This is a genomic window from Paraflavisolibacter caeni, from assembly GCF_025628885.1.
Lineage (GTDB): Bacteria > Bacteroidota > Bacteroidia > Chitinophagales > Chitinophagaceae > Flavisolibacter > Flavisolibacter caeni.
On record NZ_JAOTIF010000051.1, the window covers coordinates 1 to 17,759 of the forward strand.

Genomic DNA, 17,759 nt, shown 5'->3' on the forward strand with positions numbered 1-17,759 from the left:
CGGGTAATCAAAAAGGCTCAGGACGAGTTCTAAAGCTAACAAGACGTAAGCTGATACTTGTCGAACACCTGCGCATGAATGATAGAATTGTGGATTCTAATGTTGTGACCTATAAAAAAATCTAAAACTTCTATAGGCATATAACATGATATTACCGAATGCAGGGCTGAAGTAATGCTATGAGGCTGACGAATCAATAGTAAACTGTAAATCATTTTTAAACTTTAGGATCGCCAAACCCCTGCCTTCGGCAATACCAGTCCGTTGCGCAACTTCAAATTATGTTAAAGGACGAGGAATTATATATACGTGCAATTTTAGTTAAAGATGATATTAAATATTACCATAAACTTTTAGACAATCAATCAGAGATTGGAGAACAGTTTAGGTTGATTAAATATTGCTTGGTTCATCTTAATGTTTTGCGAGAATCAATTAATGATTTCAACTTCATTATAAAAGATCGTTATGATTTATCAAGTAAGGCAAGGGAAATCAAAAGAAAGTTAGAGTTTGTAAATCATTTAAGAAACAAAATAAGCGGACACCTTGACTCAAAAGTTCTTAATAACGCAATTCAATGGGAACCCCACATATTTCACGTAAATATTAAAGATGAGGAAACTGTTCAGCTTTTACTTATTCGAAAGTCACTTTTAGAATCAGCTATTAACTCATATATTGATAATGATGGAAATCATAAAGTCTTTAGAACTGAAATTGATTTTAACTTTCCGAAAGATAAAACCCTGTTTTTAAACTTTCTTGGAGAGTTAAATGAAAGTAGTATAGCTTGGCTCGATGATATGGCTAAATTGATAAAAGAGAAAATAGATTTTTGGGATAATTCTAAAATTATCGAAATGGCCAAAAGGGCTGGTGAAACAGACTTTAATTTGAAAAGCAACATCTAACATGCGAACTTTTACAAAACTGGCTTTTGAGCACAGGCTATCACTATTGCATAAAGCTGTAAAACCTTTATACATGTTCACTGTTCAAGGTGAACACCTTCCATGAACACCGTGAACACTTTGAACATTGTAGATATGAAATTAAGGTTGTACCTACCCGGTTGCAGCTTTTTCATTTTCCCAATCACTTAGACACCCCCTTAAAATAGATCATACCCCTTCTTTACAGCTACATATAGCCTGTAAATAACGGAGATATAGGCCCTTTTACCATTTACAAATTTTCCATGTTTTTGCACTTTCTATGAGGGTCAGAATACCCCATTAGCCCTTGCCCAGACTGCATTTCAGCATTTTTGCAAATAAGGCAAAAATAAATAGCAGAAAAACCAGCAAAAGTGTTGGCTCAATCAAGTGTACACCCTTGTTGTTTCTTGTTACGATCATGAGATGCCCTTGAAAATTTGTACCTTCTATATGCAATTAAAACCTTGATCCAATGTTAACCTTAACCATCGCCCCTCTACACATCAGAGGACAGGAAGCTATGGGGATACCGCAGCCTCTGGATAAAAACCTTGAATATGCAATCAGAAAAATCAAAGGTATCAAATGGAGCGGAACGCATAAGCTGTGGTATGTACCCCTGAATAAAGAACAATACCATCAACTACGGGAAACGCTAAAGGACAAGGTACAATTGGATAGCACCCTTTTAAAGCAGTATCTGGAGCAAAGAAAAAGTGTGCAACCCCTGATGAAATCAAAAAGAATCAACAGGACAAGAGCAGAAATGCTTTTGCTTCATCCCTTGAACAAAGACAATCTGGAGGCTTTTACACAATACCAGGAGTTGTTGCAGCTTAAAGGCTACAGCCCGCAAACACTGAAGACCTATTGTAGTGAGTTCCACCTGTTACTGCGCCTTCTGGTAAAAGCAAAAGTGAGTGACCTGACCAAACAGCAGGTACAGTCCTATTTGCTTTGGTTACTCAATAAGAGACACTACAGCGCCACACACCTACATACTACCATCAATGCCCTGAAGTTTTATTTTGAGCAGGTGCTGGGCAGAAGGCGTGAGTTCTATGACCTGCCCCGTCCCCAAAGGCCACTGAAGCTGCCTCCGGTACTGGCAGAAAGTGAAGTAGTCAGGATCATACAGCAAACAAGTAATTTAAAGCACAGGGCATTATTGATGACCGCATATGCTGCCGGATTAAGGGTTGGTGAGTTGGTACGGTTAAAAGTAAAGGATATTGACTCCCAGCGCATGGTGATTCATATCCATGAAGGGAAAGGCGGCAAAGACCGGATGGTACAATTGAGCCAAGTATTGCTTACAATCCTAAGGGAGTACTATAGTAAATATAAACCTAAAGAATACCTCTTTGAAGGAGAAGGCGGAGGTGCTTATTGTGTCCGCTCTGCCCAAAAAGTATTGGCACAGGCAAAGATCAGAGCCAAGGTAAATAAAAAGGGGAGTATTCATTTACTAAGACATTCCTATGCTACTCATCTTTTAGAGGCAGGCACTGACATCCGCTACATCCAGGAATTGCTGGGGCATAACAGCCTGAAAACAACTTTAAGGTATACGCATGTGAGTATGAAGAATATAGCCTCTATTCAAAGCCCGTTAGACAGATTACCTTTATAAGAAGTTCGTTTTCTTTGTTGCCAGATTAGCACTACAGATGGGCTCATGCAGATTGGGCAACAAAAAATGCGAAACAAAAAAATTCTAGAAGACACTGAAAGGCAGCAAGTTATACAGGTTTTTGAAAATTATTTGTCAGGATGAGCTTGGTTCGTAAATTAGTAGTGTTAGCCGAAATCAATGACCAAAGCAAAGACATACCATAGACCATACTCTGAGCCTGAACCAAGGAGTTTTGTTCAGTGGTGTATTGATTTGGGAGTTGAGTGTGAAGGCAAATGCCCTGATGCCAGTCAAAAATTAACCTATGATGAGTTCTGTTTCTTGCCTGATGTAAGGCTTATTAAGGTTAGAGATACCGAGTTGTATGGCTGGTGGCGAAAACATGGAGATGTGTGGGGAGAGTGTAGGACCGTAAAGGAATGGCTGGAAGATTTTAATTGGGAGTTAGTAGACCCAACTGATAGTGAATTGAAAGATGTAAACCTATTCATTGGACATGATGAGTTTTGGGTTTGGAGCAGCGGCAAAGTGACTGATAAAATAAAAAAGAACACTGGTATACTGAAAACAATAAGGAGACTTTTTAATAAAAATTAAAACGGCTAACACTTGTATTTGTAAAATGGCTGATGCATAACTACATTTAAGCTATAAATCATTAACCTGCAGTACCGGAATAGTGGAGCGGCAGTAACACAGACTATAGCCCCTTTCACAAATACCTTTGACCGTTACAGGCAATTTACAATGACACCATCCGTACAACAATACAATCTTGAGAAGAGCATGTGGACAGAGGCCGACTTCAAAGTTATGGGCTGGCATGATGCTGCCATTCATGCGATTTCGTTTCAGTGGAACAATGGCGAGTGGACTGGTGATTTTCTTTTAGACATTGACTATATTTTCAAGTGGGTAGATCCCGTGAAAGGCAAGGGGCACTTTTCTTACTGGATAGCTCCGTGTACATTAATTTTTAAAAAAGCATTTAAACTGGACGTAAACATCAAGACGGATCTTTTCGGCATTGATGCACAACAGATAGTTGAAGTGGTACTTGCTGATACAACGCAAAATCAAGAAGGTACTATAACTTATCAATGGGCAATTGAACTAACGGCGGGTCATATAAAACTGACTTCTGAAGGCTTTACTCAGATAGTTAGACAATTACCTATCCATACGGACTTTCTATTGCTGACGCAGGAACAACGGGGAGGCGTTTCTTTTTCTGAACAGCCTTGTAAGTTAGACGACTAAACTGCCTGTAACAAGTCAGTTTTGCTTAAGCAGGGCATCTGCACTATCTTTAAACCACAAATCATTATTTAGCAGTTCTGCCAGAGTAAGGGAAAGTAACCCAGACTATCCTGCCTCTGCAAAGCTGTGAGAACCGTTAGCGGCAAAAGACCATGCGGACCATTAAGTCATACTTTATTTTACTTTATTGTATTTGTTGTCTGACATCAAATTCAAATGGCCAAGCTCAAAGTCCTAAAAGTAAGGAGCTTGTTTTGGCAATACGTTTATTAAAAGGGTTGCCTCCTGTTGAAACGACATCTACTGGCGATGATTTAAATCCTGATGTGAAAATTGTTATCATTAACAATACTGACACGCTTGCCAGCTTTTATGAATCTTGGAATGCCTGGGGTAATGATGCGGTGATGCTTGAATTGCAAATGAATGACACGGTTTACAAACTCCACCGAGTGAATGATTGTTGGTTGAATAAAAACTTTCCTTCTGCTGTTATGCTTTTCCCAGGAGACTCAGTTATGTTCTATTTCAAGATTGTAGGATGCACTCCTAAATCCTCATGTGCTTGTTTTTACAGTTTACCTAGGGGTTTGCGGTTTCCGACAAATAATTTGGCAAGTGCCCAATTACGTGCGTATTATCAGCTGAATTTGGAAAATCATTTAACTAATCTTGACGATCAATTAACGATGCCAAAGGAAATGGGTGACGTGTCTATAATCTATCCGAAGTCACACTATAAGAAATTTAGGAAGTTAACAGTTCTGCAGAAAATGAGAAGTTTTGTTTGTGATTTGCTGATTTCAGACTGGGTGAATATTCAATTCGATAAATGGTAACCCTTAGCAGCTTGGTGCCGCTAACAAACAGTTTTAAACAATAGTGGATCTGGAATATGGAGTGAACAGTTTAACTTTATTCAGCAGTCATGCAGAAGTGGAGCTGTAGTAACTCAGACTGCCACTCCTACTTAAAGCTGTTAAAAACGTTGTGTGTCATGCTATGGAAGACTCAATTAACATTGAAGAGATAATTACACTCGTAAAAAAACAAGAGCCAGAACGTGCTGATGTTATTGAGGCATTACAGAAGTGTTCTGGAGGAAAGTGGACAAGTAAAGGCTATTACCAATTCATAAACAGTAAGAACGCTAATGAGCCTGGGGCAGCATGGCAGATTGATGAAAGCATTGTTTTAGAACAGGAAAACAAAGGGGATATAGTTTTAGACATACTCAAAGATGGACGAATAGGAGGTATTGAGTTTATTGACTTAATTGAAAACTAAAAACTTGCATGAATATAATAGAACCTATTGTTACCTGCTGCTTCTGTGGACAGAGTTTGTTATTTAAGAATGCTGTCCTGATTTCGGTATCTCTGAGCAGTAATATAGAGGAAGCTCAAGGGCTGTATGCACATAAGAGTTGCTTAGATAAGGTTTTACATGAAAGTATTCCAAGGCTAATTACCCTTCCTGATGATGAATAAGGCACGAACACACAACATCCAGTTTGCTGCAATAGTGGCGGAGGAACATATTGTAAGCACTCGTAATTCTCTTTATCTTCACTAATAAATCAAACAAACGGAACACAGACCGCCACTACTGCAAAGCAAGCTGCTAATCCGTTGTGTGTAACCTTAGAAATTGCTCCCTAAGAATAAAAAATGTGGACTTCAACCAACTTTGATACATACCCAAAACAATTTGACTTTACCTCTTCTGAACGAGGCAAACCAACATTTACGGCTCTAAAAATTGAGGGTAAAGATTTCATCAATATGGTAGAGCAACTTGATGGAGAAATTGGGGATGAACAAATCTTTCAAACAATTATTTGCGACCATTGCGGAATTCATCATTGTGCGTCTGGAAACTGGGTTGCTCTCAGACAACAAAATGGATATGTGTTTTTCATTCCTGCCTTTGAAGCAATTGCTGATGAACCGAATAGCGGAGAATACGACCCACCATATTCTTTGCAACAAAAAGGTGCTTTATGGCTGCCCCTTTCCGAATTTGACAATTTTAAAAAGATCGTTCCTGAGTTAGCCAAACTAAAAAGCATTAACACACTAACAAAGTCTGAGCTAATCTGGCTTTACAAGTGGGACACACCTCATAAGATGTTTGGAGACTTTCCGAACTTTCAACCTGTGCGAAAGAACCATGTTTTGGTAGCTTCTGAACTTGACAATGAAACAATATTTAACATCATTGAACAAAAGTTGGCCGAACTTGAAAACATAAATGAATTTACCATTCAGGCGTTAGCCGTTGGTGACAGCATTATCTCACTTTATCTTGACGATATTAATACGACAGAATGGAAGGCTCTTTATAAAACTGACAACCAATATGGGCTTTTACTCGGTGGAACATTTAAAATTGAAACTAAGAGTTGACAAAGGCTACACACAACATAAAATGTTTCAGCAATGATGGCTTAATGACTACAATCAGCTTCTAAATCATTACTAAACAGTATATCTTTATCCAAACAGGTGTAACTCTGACTTCAATCATTGACAGAAACATCTAAAACCGTTAGCGTCAAGCACAGATGAATTTAGTAGAATTAGCAAATAGAGAAAGGGAGCTTTATGAAGTAGTGACTTCTTTGCAAGGCACTATGGAGGAAAAAATAAAACAGCTGAAAGAGCGGGGAGTCTTTGAAGAGTATCGCAGGATTCACCAGCAGTATGCTCAATTACATAATCAAGAGACAGAAGCTCTTAAAAGAGGTCTGTTTCTTACCTGGTATTCCACTGTTGAACCACCATGCTTTACAGGTATCAAGGAGCTTGACTCCGCTGCTGAAAACCAGATAATAAGCACTTTGGACAGACAGTTAGAGCAGGGTATCATTGACTATGAATTGGATTGGATGCTAAGTTATTACGCTAACTTGGAGTTTGCCTTTGAACGATTTAAAGGGTACGAGAGTTTACAAAAGAAGCTGCAAAATCCTCCGCTGGAATTGCCGAGGCATATTGATAATGAAGGAATGCTGAAAAGAGGGCAAATGGGTCTTTACTGGAATTCACTGGAAGTCTTCAATAAATAGCCAGCCGCTAACATTGATTTTTCTGCACCGGTGGAATCAGATTGTTAACCAGTTTTTAAGTCTCTGCGGAACACCATATCTTTATCCTGGTGACAGTAACCCAGACTGCTACCAGCGACAGAAACATCTTGAAAACGTTGTACGAAATCAAACTACCATCATGAAAGCAGTAAGCTGGATATATAGAATTACTATCATCATATTTTGCTTGTTATCCATTCTCCCGATGGTAGGGTTGCTTGCTTTTGGTCATGGGCTTGGTGACTTAGTTTATGCTGTGTTTTTGTGGTTTTCCACTTTGATTTTGTTGTTCATTGCCTATTTGTATCGAAAAACCCATACACTTGGCAAATATATTTCCATCATGGCAATATTCTTACCTATTCTAATTTTCATTGTTTATAAGGCGACTTTAGGTCGAGGACCCGAGTATGCATGGGATGGCAATGTTTTCTTCTGGAAGTAAGCTTGAGATTTCACAGTACTTCGCACAACATTGAATATTTGTAAAATGGTTGCTACTAAATTATCTTTCAGCTTTAAAACAATAACCAATGGCATAGATAATTTGAAGCAGTTGTAACCCAGACTTCAACCGTTTCACAAATATCTTTGATCGTTAAGCCGCAATATTGCACATTTCTTATGACAAAAAGATTGAGAGGATTCCTGAGTGCATTGTTTTTAGGAGGCATTTGCTTAATAGGAGGAATCAAAACTATTATATCGGACACCGACTTGGACCTTAAGAAAGTAGATAATATTACAGGACCAGTGGAAGTGGCTGAAATAAGAAGTCGCTTTGTTAAAGGTGCAAAGATTAGTCAGACGCAGACTGTTTTCTTTTTCCGGCTGTATAACTCGGACCAGAACTTTACCATCTACAGGTCAAACAATGCATACGGTCAATTACAGGATAATGTAAACATTGGAGATACGATTAAAGTATATTACGAACCTAGTTCAGAAGACTTCAATTTAGACGTATACCAAGTGGAAAAAGGAAACAATATCATCCACAACTATTCGACTTACAACAAACAAGTATCTAGCGCTGCGGGTATCATGTTGTTAGCAGGAACTGTTATTGTAGCTGTTGCAATTATATCTTATACAAATTTTAATATATGGAAGTTCTTAATGCGGCTACCAGGAAGTTCTTAATGCGGCTACCAGGTGGTTTTATGAAATGACAGCTATGTATTACATTTAAGCAATAAACTATCAATCAACAACAGAACAGAAGTCAGACTGAAGCATAACGGACTGCTGTCAATACATAAAGCCTCATCTCCGTCGTTCAAAACGACCATTCGCTTTTGATAGGTTTTTAGGTAAACTACTAATTGTTGTATAGCCAACTCTTAGTAGCTATTAAATCTTCTTTTGCTATTACTTTCTCTATGATCTTTTATCTACTGAGTCTGTGTTGAAGGATACTAGGTTAAACATTTCCCGACAACGACTGCGGACTCTTGAGCCATAGCGGTCTTCGATTTCCTGGCTGTTTAGGTTGGTGGTGATGTGGGTGAGCATTTTGTAACGGATGAAAAAATCGTAACGGGAAAGCAGGATCTCGGCCATGACGTTGCAGATGTTGCCATAGTGTTGGACGACTGGCTCCAGACCTAGATCATCGAAGCAATAGGCTACTGTTTGTTCAGTGTACTGGTTGAAGGATCCGCGGGTGTAGCGCTGGATGACTTCAAAGCCCTGAGTGGCAAATTCAAAGGCGATTTCACGGCAGGCTCTCATCATGTGTTGGTGGTTGGTGGAGAGCACTTGGTTCATTAACCGCATTAGAGACGTTTTACCGCATCCTACCGGCCCGGTAAGGACAATCCCTTTCCGAAGGTCGATCTTGTATTTTTGAGCCATTGGAGCGTCTTGCAGGAAGTATATCAGGAGCTGCAGGATGGTAGTGGTATCTTCTTCATGCAATTTGAACTTTGGATGATAGATTTCTTTGCCTTTCTTTTCGATCAGTAGCCAATAGATTGTGTAATCATAGTGGCTCTGAATAGTTCTTATCTCGTGGGGTATGGAGTTGTGGGGTTCGATCATTGTTGTTTTGTTTTTGTGTTTTGGTATTGAGCATCCATTTGTGGGCAATGGGTTTCCAGTCTGTGACAGGAAGTGATTCACTGATCATCCAGGCTTTGCCCTGGTTGTAGTAGAAGAACTTCTTTGCTTCCGGATGTGGGTAGTTGTGCTGGCGAAAGAAGTCTTCTACTTCCTGGAGTGTGGGAACCATCCTCTTCTCCCCTACTTTGGAGCTGGATGCAGTGGGCACATGTACCGATTTTGGGACACGCGGCAAAACGTTTTCTTTTTGCTCCTTTCCTGAATGAGTAGCCGAAGAAATATTATTTGATTTTTTATCCACATTTTTTTTATTATTTTTTTTTGTGGGTGTGTTACACACACTGTTTAACTGTTTAAAGTTTATATGTTTATAAAGGAGTACCACTTTTGATACTTGTCTAGTATCATTTTTGATACTTGCTGAGCCCAAAAGAGGTACATGACTAGTATCAAAATCGGTACTTGTACCAATGGGCTTACAAGTACCATTTTTGGGACTAAACATGTTTAATTGTTGATAAGTATTTTTTTCTACTTCGTTATCAAACCTTATCATACTGATGGCCACAGGTAAGTATTTAAATGGCGCCGGATAATACTGGATATAACCTGCCTGGTGCAACTCGCGGATGCATTTGTGATAAGTGTTTTTGGATCCGATCTTACTGAGCTGCATCAGATCATCTCGGTAGACAGGGAAAGGGTTGTCAAACCGGTTTACATTCCAGTAGTGAAATAGGGCCAGGTAAAGACTGATATGGGTTGGAGCAAGTGTATTGTCCCCTTTGGCGCGCTCGAAAAAGGTATTGAGGTGAGAAATATAGTTCACATGGGTAGTTTTGGTTTATTTTTTCTCTTTATTCAGCAGGGCCTGGATGTGTTCATTGTCGTAATATATGATACCTCCTAACTTGGTGTATTTAAGGGTACCATTGACGCGCAGGGTTTGCAGGGTACCAGGAGAGACTTTGAGCATCCTGAGCACTTCATTAGTCTTGAGCCATTCTTTTTGTTCAATTTGTTCTTTGCTGATGATCTGTTTGAGTTCACTGATTAATTCCTCTTTAAATGACATTAAATCATGCCGGGTTAAGATTTCTACTGACATAAAATTTGAATTGTTTTAGATGATGGGACAAAGAGAGGAGTTTTTGCAATATCAAAGGGGTAGCAGGGGTACCGGTACCCCTGTGAAAGGCAGACAGGGACTGAGTTATGACTTTTAAAATTATGTATGGCGGGAGTAGGAAATGATTGTATTGCCGGATAGTTTAGATGAAGGCCGGTGTTGTTTAATTGAATTTGTGGATCATCAGATCTTTTTGACAGATGATAGGACTTACGGGACCGTTAGTTTATTTTCTATTGTAGCTTTTTAAAAATTAACATTGGGAAACGATAGAATTTCCAACATTTGACTTGTGAAATTTTGTTACTACTAGTTTATACGATTTGCAAAAAGCAGACTTTTCAATTAAATTAGGGTATTGGAGTCAACTTAAGAAGCCTTCATTTTCATGAACCAACAGGAAATATTAAATACACCAATTCAGGACCTTCCTTTCACTTCGGACCTGAAAATCATCTTGTTGAACCAGGGCCTTAAGACCCTGCAGGAGGTTGTGAATGTTCCGGTGTACAGGTGGCATGATTATCCTTCCTTTACTTATCATCACCAATATGAAATTGTGGATTACCTACAGGAGCTGGATTTAATGGATTTCATAAAAGAAGATTAACCCCCAGGCCGCCTGAGGAGGAGAGCACCAGCGCACAGCACCTGTGATGAAAGGGCAAAAAGAGACAATGCTCAATTGGTAAGCGGGATGCTTAGTATGATTGCACTTTATTGAACATCTTCATTAAGATATCCTTTACAGAGTCGAGAGCGCTCGGCTCAGGCGTATAATATTTGCTGCGCAGGCTTTCTGCGGAAATTGAATTAGCATTGGGTGTATGAAATATACTTGCAACAGCTTTCAGCAATGCTGTTTGGTTTTTATTGGTCAGCACACCAGCATCCCGGGCGGCCCTGATGAAAACGGCGAGTTGCTGCACAGAAAGGGAGGTGTGCAGTTTTTCTTCATCAATTATTTCTGGAGCGGGCGGTGAATGTTCATTAAATACAGTAAAGTAAGCCTGTTGTTGATCTAAATAATTGATTTCTTCAGAGATCCAGGCACGAATCTGTTCTTTTAAGTTTTTCATCTTGGGTTTGAAAGCAATGCCTGGTTTTTCCTGCAACTGGTTTAATGATTTAAATGCAGAGAGCAATACATCTCTCTTTTGGGCCGGGAGATTACATGCTGCAATCTCCACCCCAAGGTTTGCCACATAATATTGAAAAAAATCAGAGGTATTGAAGTTCATATAGATCAATAGATCCATCAGCTGTTGGCAAGCTAAGGACATATCTTTTAATTCGGCGACCAACTCTTTGACATAGGCCAGCTTTTTATAACAGATGAATTCTTCGTTGTTGTTTTGAGTAAACCTTTGTAAATGGCTGCACAATATTTTCTTCAGCCTGGGATCTGTGCCGGCAAAAACAGTCTTTTCCAGATGCCTGAGTTCTTTTTTAATAAGTGTTTGTGTGGCATGCAGCAAATGATCTGGTACCTTTTCTTCCTTGTTGAAGTATTTAGGATAATGGCATTCAATAAAATGCAGCAGCTTCTCCAGGCGCTTTAGGATGGTATCATACGTACCATTGAGCGGAGAAGCAGGATCCATGTAGCTAAAGACTTTATCCAGGAGGCGTATCAGGGCTGACTGGCATTGGTAAATTAAGAGCACGAGAGATTGTTCATTTTCGATGTCTACAGACTTTTTGAGCAGGTAAGTTCTTATGCTATCAGTTTCTGAAGTTGTTTCATTAATCCATATCTCTAAGAAACGACAAGAGGCGTCAATTCCTACTGTATTGACAGTGTTAATCCGCACATTGATTAAATAATAAAGCTTTTCTAATGAATTCTTCAAATTTTTAAGTTTAGTTATGGTGTATATCGTTAAGCTTTCGGTTTCCCTACAATGCGGCCTCGCTCCATTGTTTAAGTGAAGAGGCAAAATTTCCCTTATCAAACCTGTTAGGGGATTGATGAAATAATCCTAAGAACTAGTTGTGAATTCAGGCAGGGACAACCTGGTTGAATGATTCATTGATCCCTAATGGGTGTTTTCAGAATAGGTTTGCACTTTGGCAAACAAACAATTTGGTTACGAATGAAGGGGATTGGAAGTTAGTTTCCGGAGGTTTTCGTTTCTATGGCAACTAAATGAGCGCTAAATATATTATACTTTAAAATAAAACCTGCCTATTTACCTTAAAATTTTTGTAAGATAAAAGAGACAGGTTAGTATGAAATAAGTGGTAAAAGAAATAATGGAAACCAATTAACCAGTAATGGCTTTAATATGATGGAACTATCCTGTTGCGTTAAAGACAGATATATCTTCGATTCATTTTCCTTTAGGATTACATTGATAGATATAAAGCAAGTATTATGGTTGAGTTTTTATCATGAAACATTTGCTATGTCAATATGGAAACTACGATGTATCGTAGAATTGCTGGCTCGAGAAGCGGAGTAGTGTAAATCTCAATGTTCGAATCTGGTTCTGTGCACATTAGTATGCTGGAATCATATGTCTCTGGCATAATAATTTCTCTTTTTTACGGCGAAATAATATAATAAACAGCCGACATCTTCCGACTCTTTCTACGATACATCGCAGATGATCTGGCTCGAGAAGCGGAGTAAAGCATTCAATTTACCCGGTGTTCCCTGGCACCAATTAACCAGTAATGGCTTTAAGATGATCGGAGCCATCCTCTTTCGTAAGCTTAGTTCTCAAGACTTTCATATCATCACTTACCCTCTTATCCAAAATCTTAGCATAGATTTGGGTAGTCTGCAACTTCTTATGGCCCAACATCTTGCTTACTGACTCGATAGGTACACCATTGGTGAGTGTAACTGTGGTAGCAAAAGTATGCCTGGCCACGTGGAAGGTGAGCTCTTTAGTGATGCCGCACACATCAGCAATTTCTTTTAAATAGGAGTTTACCTTCTGGTTGCTGGGAATGGGCAACAACTTGCCGGAGTTCAGAACTTTGGGGTGTGCGGCGTATTTTTCAATGATGGCCATCGCTGTTGGCAGCAGGGGAACATGAGAGGGTTCATCAGACTTTTGACGGGAAGTGAAGATCCATTTTTCTCCGTCAATGCCGATTGAAATCTGGTAAGATTTGAGATTGGCCAGATCGATATAGGCCAACCCTGTATAGCAACTAAAGAGGAAGATATCTTTAATATGATTCAAGCGCTCAATAGTGAATTGCTTGTTTTCCAGGAGATCCAATTCATGCTGGGTTAAGAATGTCCGGTCGGAGGCTTTTGCCTTCAGCTTGAAAGACATGAAAGGATCTTTTTCCAGCCAACCCTTGGCCACACATTCCTTTACGATCTTTTTCAGGTTCTTAATGTACTTGGCATTGGTGTTTATATCGATGGATTTCTGGGATTTGAGGTAGAATTCAAAATCACTGGCGAATTCAAAAGAAAGATCCTTGATGCTGATATCGGCCAGGTTGAATTTCCATTTCAGAAAATCCTTGACGTGTCTAGAGGTGGTGGTATATTTCACCCAGGTGGCGCGGGAATATCCTTTTCCGATCAGGGCCTCTAAGTTTTTATTGTGCTGCTCCATGATCTGGACCAGCAGGCGTTGTTTTTCCTCCACACCGGTTAGCTTGTTTTTCAGGGTTTCTGCAGTAATGTGCTTGCCGGCATCGAGTAGTTCTCGGTGGGCGTCATAAACTTGTTGCTCGAGGGTTTTCAGGTAGACATTCACGGACCTGGTTTCTTCACTTTTTCCGTCTACTTTCTGCGCTTTTGCGTTCCATTTTTTGGGGTCTATGTAACGTTTGCTGGAGATATCTGCCCGTTTTCCATCAATAGTGAGGCGGAGATAGATGGGAACAGTGCCGTCTGATTGGAGCTTGCCTTTCTTGAGAAAATATAGCAGTGTGAAGGTTTTGTTCATGTTTTGGTGCCCTTTGTTTTGGTACTATAAATTTACAAAACTGGGGTACACTTGTAGGTGATTGTGATCATGAATTGTAGTGATATAAAGTATTGTGTCAGATCAGGTGCCCTCGTATAACCGAAATTCCAGGGCACCGAATAGGGCACCTCTGGGATGCGATTTTTTGAATATTTTGGGGATGTGCCGGAAATGAAAAACCCCACAAACGTGTGATTTGCAGGGTTTTAGTAAGATTTGATGTCTGAGTTGCGGACCGGACGGGACCCGAACCCGCGACTACGATTTTTTACAGGATTACGTGCGTTTTGCTTTCTATTGATTTCTACAAAACGAGCGAGTCCACCTACGATCTATCGTAGATTTTTTCTCAAACTGCTTGATTATCAACACTAAGACTTTTTAATAAAAAACACATAATTCTTTAAGTAATTGCAACCTCTATACAATCCATTTCTCTATTGAAATTCCGGAAAAAGAGAAAGTAAGTAAACCTACTTCCCCCTTGACATTTACCAACTGTTTAATAACCGAAACATAGAAATAATAATATTAATAATAGATAAATGATCAGTTTAAAAATATGGGAAATAATACAAGAATAAAATATGCAAACGATTGCGCAAGTGAAGATCTCAGGTTAAGAAATTCCCCTCGCATCCTTTGTATGGGTGGGATATTAGTAAGATTTGATTTTAAGGTTGCAGACCGGACGGAACCGTGTACTTTTTATAGAACATAAGCCCGTAAGGGATTCCTGAGAACGAACCCAACAGTGAACTACCAATAAAAGCAATCGGAAAAATGTTTATTGAAGTTGTTTCCAGTTGTGCGGCATCTGTTTTTTACTTTTCCTTTCAAACCATTTTTATGAAAAAGAAAAAGTACGACACCTCGGTGGTTATGCTCTATCTTATTGGTAAAGAGTACTTATTACCTAAAGAGTTTCGAAAGCAAATCCCCTACAGTACTATTGCAAGCTGGCGCAAAATTGATTACTGTTCTTACATTGGTCATGAGTATCGCATTTTCTTTGAAGAAATGGCCGACTATCTGGCATTAAAGAAGACCTGTAAGGAACAAAGAAAGATGCTAAGAAGTATAGCTAAGGCCTGGCTGATCATGCAAAATGATATTTCCCCTATTATTGAGCAAGCGAAAACTAATGTAGAACTTCAAAAAAAACTTGTTCATGCGATAGACTGTTTAAAAGTAGGATTTGGCCTACGGAAAACACTTAAGCTCCTTGGACTAACTAATAAGATTTACCAGGCGTGGTCTTTTCTTATAAGAAGCTATTGCACAGCCTCTCATTCATTCCAGTGTGTAAAACGCTATCCACATCAGCTTCAGAAAAAAGAAGTACAGAAGATGAGAAAACTGCTTACTGCACCTAGGCTCTTGCACTGGCCAATCGTATCAATTGCAGCCACAGGACTCAGAAGAGGCAGCATAGTAGCTAGTATGTATTCCTGGTATAAGTATGCAAGACTAATGGAACTTACGCATAAAACTGGCCGAAAACCCCAACGTAAAGTAGGCCTTTTAGCAGAAAGACCCAATGAATACCTGCATGTAGACACTACTCATTACCTCATCTCAGATCAAAAAGTATGTATTACGTTTGTAATGGATAATTTTTCGAAGATGATTCTAGGCTTTCAAGTCGCTGAAAAACTGAGCTTCGAAGTTGTTAAAGGAGCTCTTACAAAAGCATTGAAAATTGTAGGGCGACATCCAGACCAGCAACCCGTTAATCTGGTGGCAGATGGAGGAAGAGAAAATAACAACCACCATATAAATCAGTTTATTGCAGGATTGACAAATTACAAGATCACTAAAATAAGATCGTTAAAGGACATCAAGTTTTCCAATTCGCCAGTAGAAGCAATACACAAAATTATTAAGAGCAGGTACCTGCATAATCATCAATTTCATAGTATACAACAATTGGAGCAATTTCTTGAATGGGCTGTTTACGATTATAATGTGCTTCGCCCCCATTATAAACACAGTCCGAAAACGCCGCATGAAGTGTATTTTGGTATACCCCTAAAGTTTGATGTTAAAGAAAGAATGAAAAGTGCAGGCAAGATCAGGATTCAGAAGAACAAAGAGTTGCGTTGTAACGCTTGTGTAAACAATGCATTGCTAATAATGCATAATTATCGATCCGCTTAAACTATGACTATGCGGATTTTCAAACTTCCCTTCTACGATACATTGTAGCTTTTTCCGCTAGGAATCTGTACTAATAAATATGCAGCAGCTCCAACAGCCTTAACGGCTCATCAATAGTCTCTAAAAGATCCTTATTGTGTTTGATCATCTTGCTTCGCATATAGACACGAAGCCATTGTTTATACATATAGAGCTCATAGCGATTGAGCATATCCGCAAGTTGCAGATTACGTTGTCCTATTAGTGCCGCCAGGTGCATAGCAGACTCTAAGCCCAGTGAAATCGATTGGAAATAGGGAGAGCCGAGAGCAGAATCGCCAACCACAAATACCGGTGAAGTGGTAAACGGGTGGTCGTTGCCCTCTGCAGCAAGCCAGTTCCGGTTGGTTGCGTTACGAGCCCTGTACAAGTTCAGTGGAATTCGTACTATGTCGAGATCACCAATTATCTCTCCGTGCGTTTCCTGCTTTATTTTGTCGATAAAGTTGTCCATAGAGCCAGCGACCTGGGGGAAATTTATACGAAGCCACTGTCCATCGAATGTTGCCGGCATCGTCTCGAAGTCCTCGGGCGTAATATTAACGATGCCAGATACAAAGGTGAGGTTACCATCGTAAAAAGTACGATCCACCGCAGGTATGAACTTATAGTGAAGGTTCTGTTCATTCTTGTAGTATTTGCAATGCTCGTTGCACTGGTATTGCTGGCCATACACAAAGGTGACTACAATTGCGTATTCAAGCTGAATGTTGAATGTGTTGGCATCTTTGTTGCCACTTTCCGGGCCCGTTGCCAGGTGATCCCTGATTAATGACTTACAACCTGTACAGTCGACAAGGATGTCTCCCGGCCCGAGCATTGTTATTGCTTGCTCCGCAGTCACATTAGTTACAATGCGCTCCACCCTATTTGAACCACGGTTGTCGATGAGGTTGCTGAGTGCTTGTTCGATGGTGTTTAGTGGGCAGAACCCCTTAACCCACTCACGAATAAGTGACATCAGGTCATCGGGGATAGACTGTCTGAATGCAAGGGTTTCCTCAATTTCGGCAACATCAAACACTGCTGCCAGGTTCTCTGCATCAATATGATCGGCACAATAGCTCTCCACTGAATCCGCAACTAGGAACGAAGAAAGCTTCACCATCCGGGTACGTGTGTACTGCGGCCTCTTCTCATATAAACGAACGGAGAAACCCTCCATTGATTGAAATAATGCCGTAATTAGGAGACCCACAGGTCCTGCGCCAATCACATGGACCCGGTTACCAGAAGGCAAGTTTGCCTGGGTTGCGAAACCTGAATCCCTCACTGATTTCATACGTTGTTGCATTTAATCTTGCTCCCTGCTGATGTTCCACTTGGAAAGGAACCCGCAAGCGGCCTATGTATCACAATTTAACACTTAAATCTTCGGCTCCTTCGATTGGAGAGAAACATTTTGAAATAGGAGGAGATGAATAAATGCATTTGTTTTGGTAGTGGCCTGAGTGTTTGATCTTGAGCATGATGCCATCCATCCATACCACATAATATA

18 protein-coding genes are annotated in these 17,759 nt (G+C 39.8%); 12 read left to right on the forward strand and 6 right to left on the reverse strand.

The features are described 5' to 3' along the window. The first annotated feature begins 281 nt into the window (after positions 1-281). The 10 genes from OCK74_RS27215 to OCK74_RS27260 all read left to right on the forward strand — a co-directional run bounded on the left by OCK74_RS27215 (position 282) and on the right by OCK74_RS27260 (position 8,071). Positions 282-914, forward strand: a complete 633-nt coding sequence (locus tag OCK74_RS27215; protein WP_279300278.1) for a hypothetical protein — start codon at positions 282-284, stop codon at positions 912-914. Positions 915-1,413: 499 nt separating this feature from the next. Further along, a complete protein-coding gene (locus OCK74_RS27220) occupies positions 1,414-2,574 on the forward strand; it encodes a tyrosine-type recombinase/integrase (protein WP_279300279.1) in 1,161 nt (386 codons plus the stop codon). Positions 2,575-2,754: 180 nt separating this feature from the next. Beyond that, a complete protein-coding gene (locus OCK74_RS27225; protein WP_279300280.1) occupies positions 2,755-3,174 on the forward strand; it encodes a hypothetical protein in 420 nt (139 codons plus the stop codon). Between the two features lie 150 nt (positions 3,175-3,324). Next, positions 3,325-3,837 (forward strand): hypothetical protein, encoded by a 513-nt coding sequence (locus OCK74_RS27230; RefSeq protein ID WP_279300281.1) that lies wholly within the window; start codon positions 3,325-3,327, stop codon positions 3,835-3,837. A gap of 152 nt (positions 3,838-3,989) precedes the next feature. Next, complete coding sequence (locus tag OCK74_RS27235; protein ID WP_279300282.1) at positions 3,990-4,676, forward strand: hypothetical protein; 687 nt, start codon at positions 3,990-3,992, stop codon at positions 4,674-4,676. 163 nt (positions 4,677-4,839) lie between these two features. Then, positions 4,840-5,124 carry a hypothetical protein gene (locus tag OCK74_RS27240; RefSeq protein WP_279300283.1) on the forward strand — a complete coding sequence of 95 codons (285 nt, stop codon included), beginning with the start codon at positions 4,840-4,842 and terminating at the stop codon, positions 5,122-5,124. Positions 5,125-5,507: 383 nt separating this feature from the next. Further along, positions 5,508-6,245 (forward strand): hypothetical protein, encoded by a 738-nt coding sequence (locus OCK74_RS27245; RefSeq protein WP_279300284.1) that lies wholly within the window; start codon positions 5,508-5,510, stop codon positions 6,243-6,245. Between the two features lie 158 nt (positions 6,246-6,403). Next, on the forward strand, positions 6,404-6,907 hold the full coding sequence (locus tag OCK74_RS27250; RefSeq protein WP_279300285.1) for a hypothetical protein: 504 nt from the start codon (positions 6,404-6,406) through the stop codon (positions 6,905-6,907). A gap of 160 nt (positions 6,908-7,067) precedes the next feature. Continuing rightward, positions 7,068-7,373, forward strand: coding sequence for a hypothetical protein (locus tag OCK74_RS27255; protein WP_279300286.1), 306 nt, complete (start codon positions 7,068-7,070; stop codon positions 7,371-7,373). A gap of 179 nt (positions 7,374-7,552) precedes the next feature. Further along, positions 7,553-8,071 (forward strand): hypothetical protein, encoded by a 519-nt coding sequence (locus OCK74_RS27260; RefSeq protein WP_279300287.1) that lies wholly within the window; start codon positions 7,553-7,555, stop codon positions 8,069-8,071. A gap of 237 nt (positions 8,072-8,308) precedes the next feature. Here the strand turns inward: OCK74_RS27260 and OCK74_RS27265 are convergent, their stop codons facing one another. From OCK74_RS27265 to OCK74_RS27275, 3 genes are read right to left on the reverse strand one after another with little or no spacing between them, the layout of a single operon-like run. Continuing rightward, a complete protein-coding gene (locus tag OCK74_RS27265) occupies positions 8,309-8,971 on the reverse strand; it encodes a hypothetical protein (protein WP_279300288.1) in 663 nt (220 codons plus the stop codon). Then, entirely contained in the window at positions 8,913-9,821 is a 909-nt protein-coding gene (locus OCK74_RS27270; RefSeq protein ID WP_279300289.1) for a hypothetical protein, read from the reverse strand. Before OCK74_RS27270 ends, OCK74_RS27265 begins: the two co-directional genes overlap by 59 nt. Positions 9,822-9,836: 15 nt before the next feature. Next, a complete protein-coding gene (locus OCK74_RS27275) occupies positions 9,837-10,100 on the reverse strand; it encodes a helix-turn-helix domain-containing protein (protein ID WP_279300290.1) in 264 nt (87 codons plus the stop codon). Positions 10,101-10,509: 409 nt separating this feature from the next. Here OCK74_RS27275 and OCK74_RS27280 point away from each other — a divergent pair, with 409 nt between their 5' ends. Beyond that, positions 10,510-10,731 (forward strand): hypothetical protein, encoded by a 222-nt coding sequence (locus tag OCK74_RS27280; protein ID WP_279300291.1) that lies wholly within the window; start codon positions 10,510-10,512, stop codon positions 10,729-10,731. Between the two features lie 91 nt (positions 10,732-10,822). Here the strand turns inward: OCK74_RS27280 and OCK74_RS27285 are convergent, their stop codons facing one another. Then, a complete protein-coding gene (locus OCK74_RS27285) occupies positions 10,823-11,974 on the reverse strand; it encodes a hypothetical protein (RefSeq protein WP_279300292.1) in 1,152 nt (383 codons plus the stop codon). Positions 11,975-12,790: 816 nt separating this feature from the next. Further along, positions 12,791-14,041, reverse strand: coding sequence for a site-specific integrase (locus OCK74_RS27290; protein ID WP_279300293.1), 1,251 nt, complete (start codon positions 14,039-14,041; stop codon positions 12,791-12,793). Positions 14,042-14,911: 870 nt separating this feature from the next. Between OCK74_RS27290 and OCK74_RS27295 the strand changes: the two genes are divergently transcribed. After that, the gene (locus tag OCK74_RS27295; protein ID WP_279300294.1) at positions 14,912-16,222 is read left to right on the forward strand and encodes a DDE-type integrase/transposase/recombinase; all 1,311 of its coding nucleotides are present in this window, start codon (positions 14,912-14,914) and stop codon (positions 16,220-16,222) included. 70 nt (positions 16,223-16,292) lie between these two features. On the opposite strand, the gene OCK74_RS27300 is transcribed toward OCK74_RS27295, so the two are convergent. Beyond that, on the reverse strand, positions 16,293-17,126 hold the full coding sequence (locus OCK74_RS27300; RefSeq protein WP_279300295.1) for a hypothetical protein: 834 nt from the start codon (positions 17,124-17,126) through the stop codon (positions 16,293-16,295). Positions 17,127-17,759: the final 633 nt, after the last annotated feature.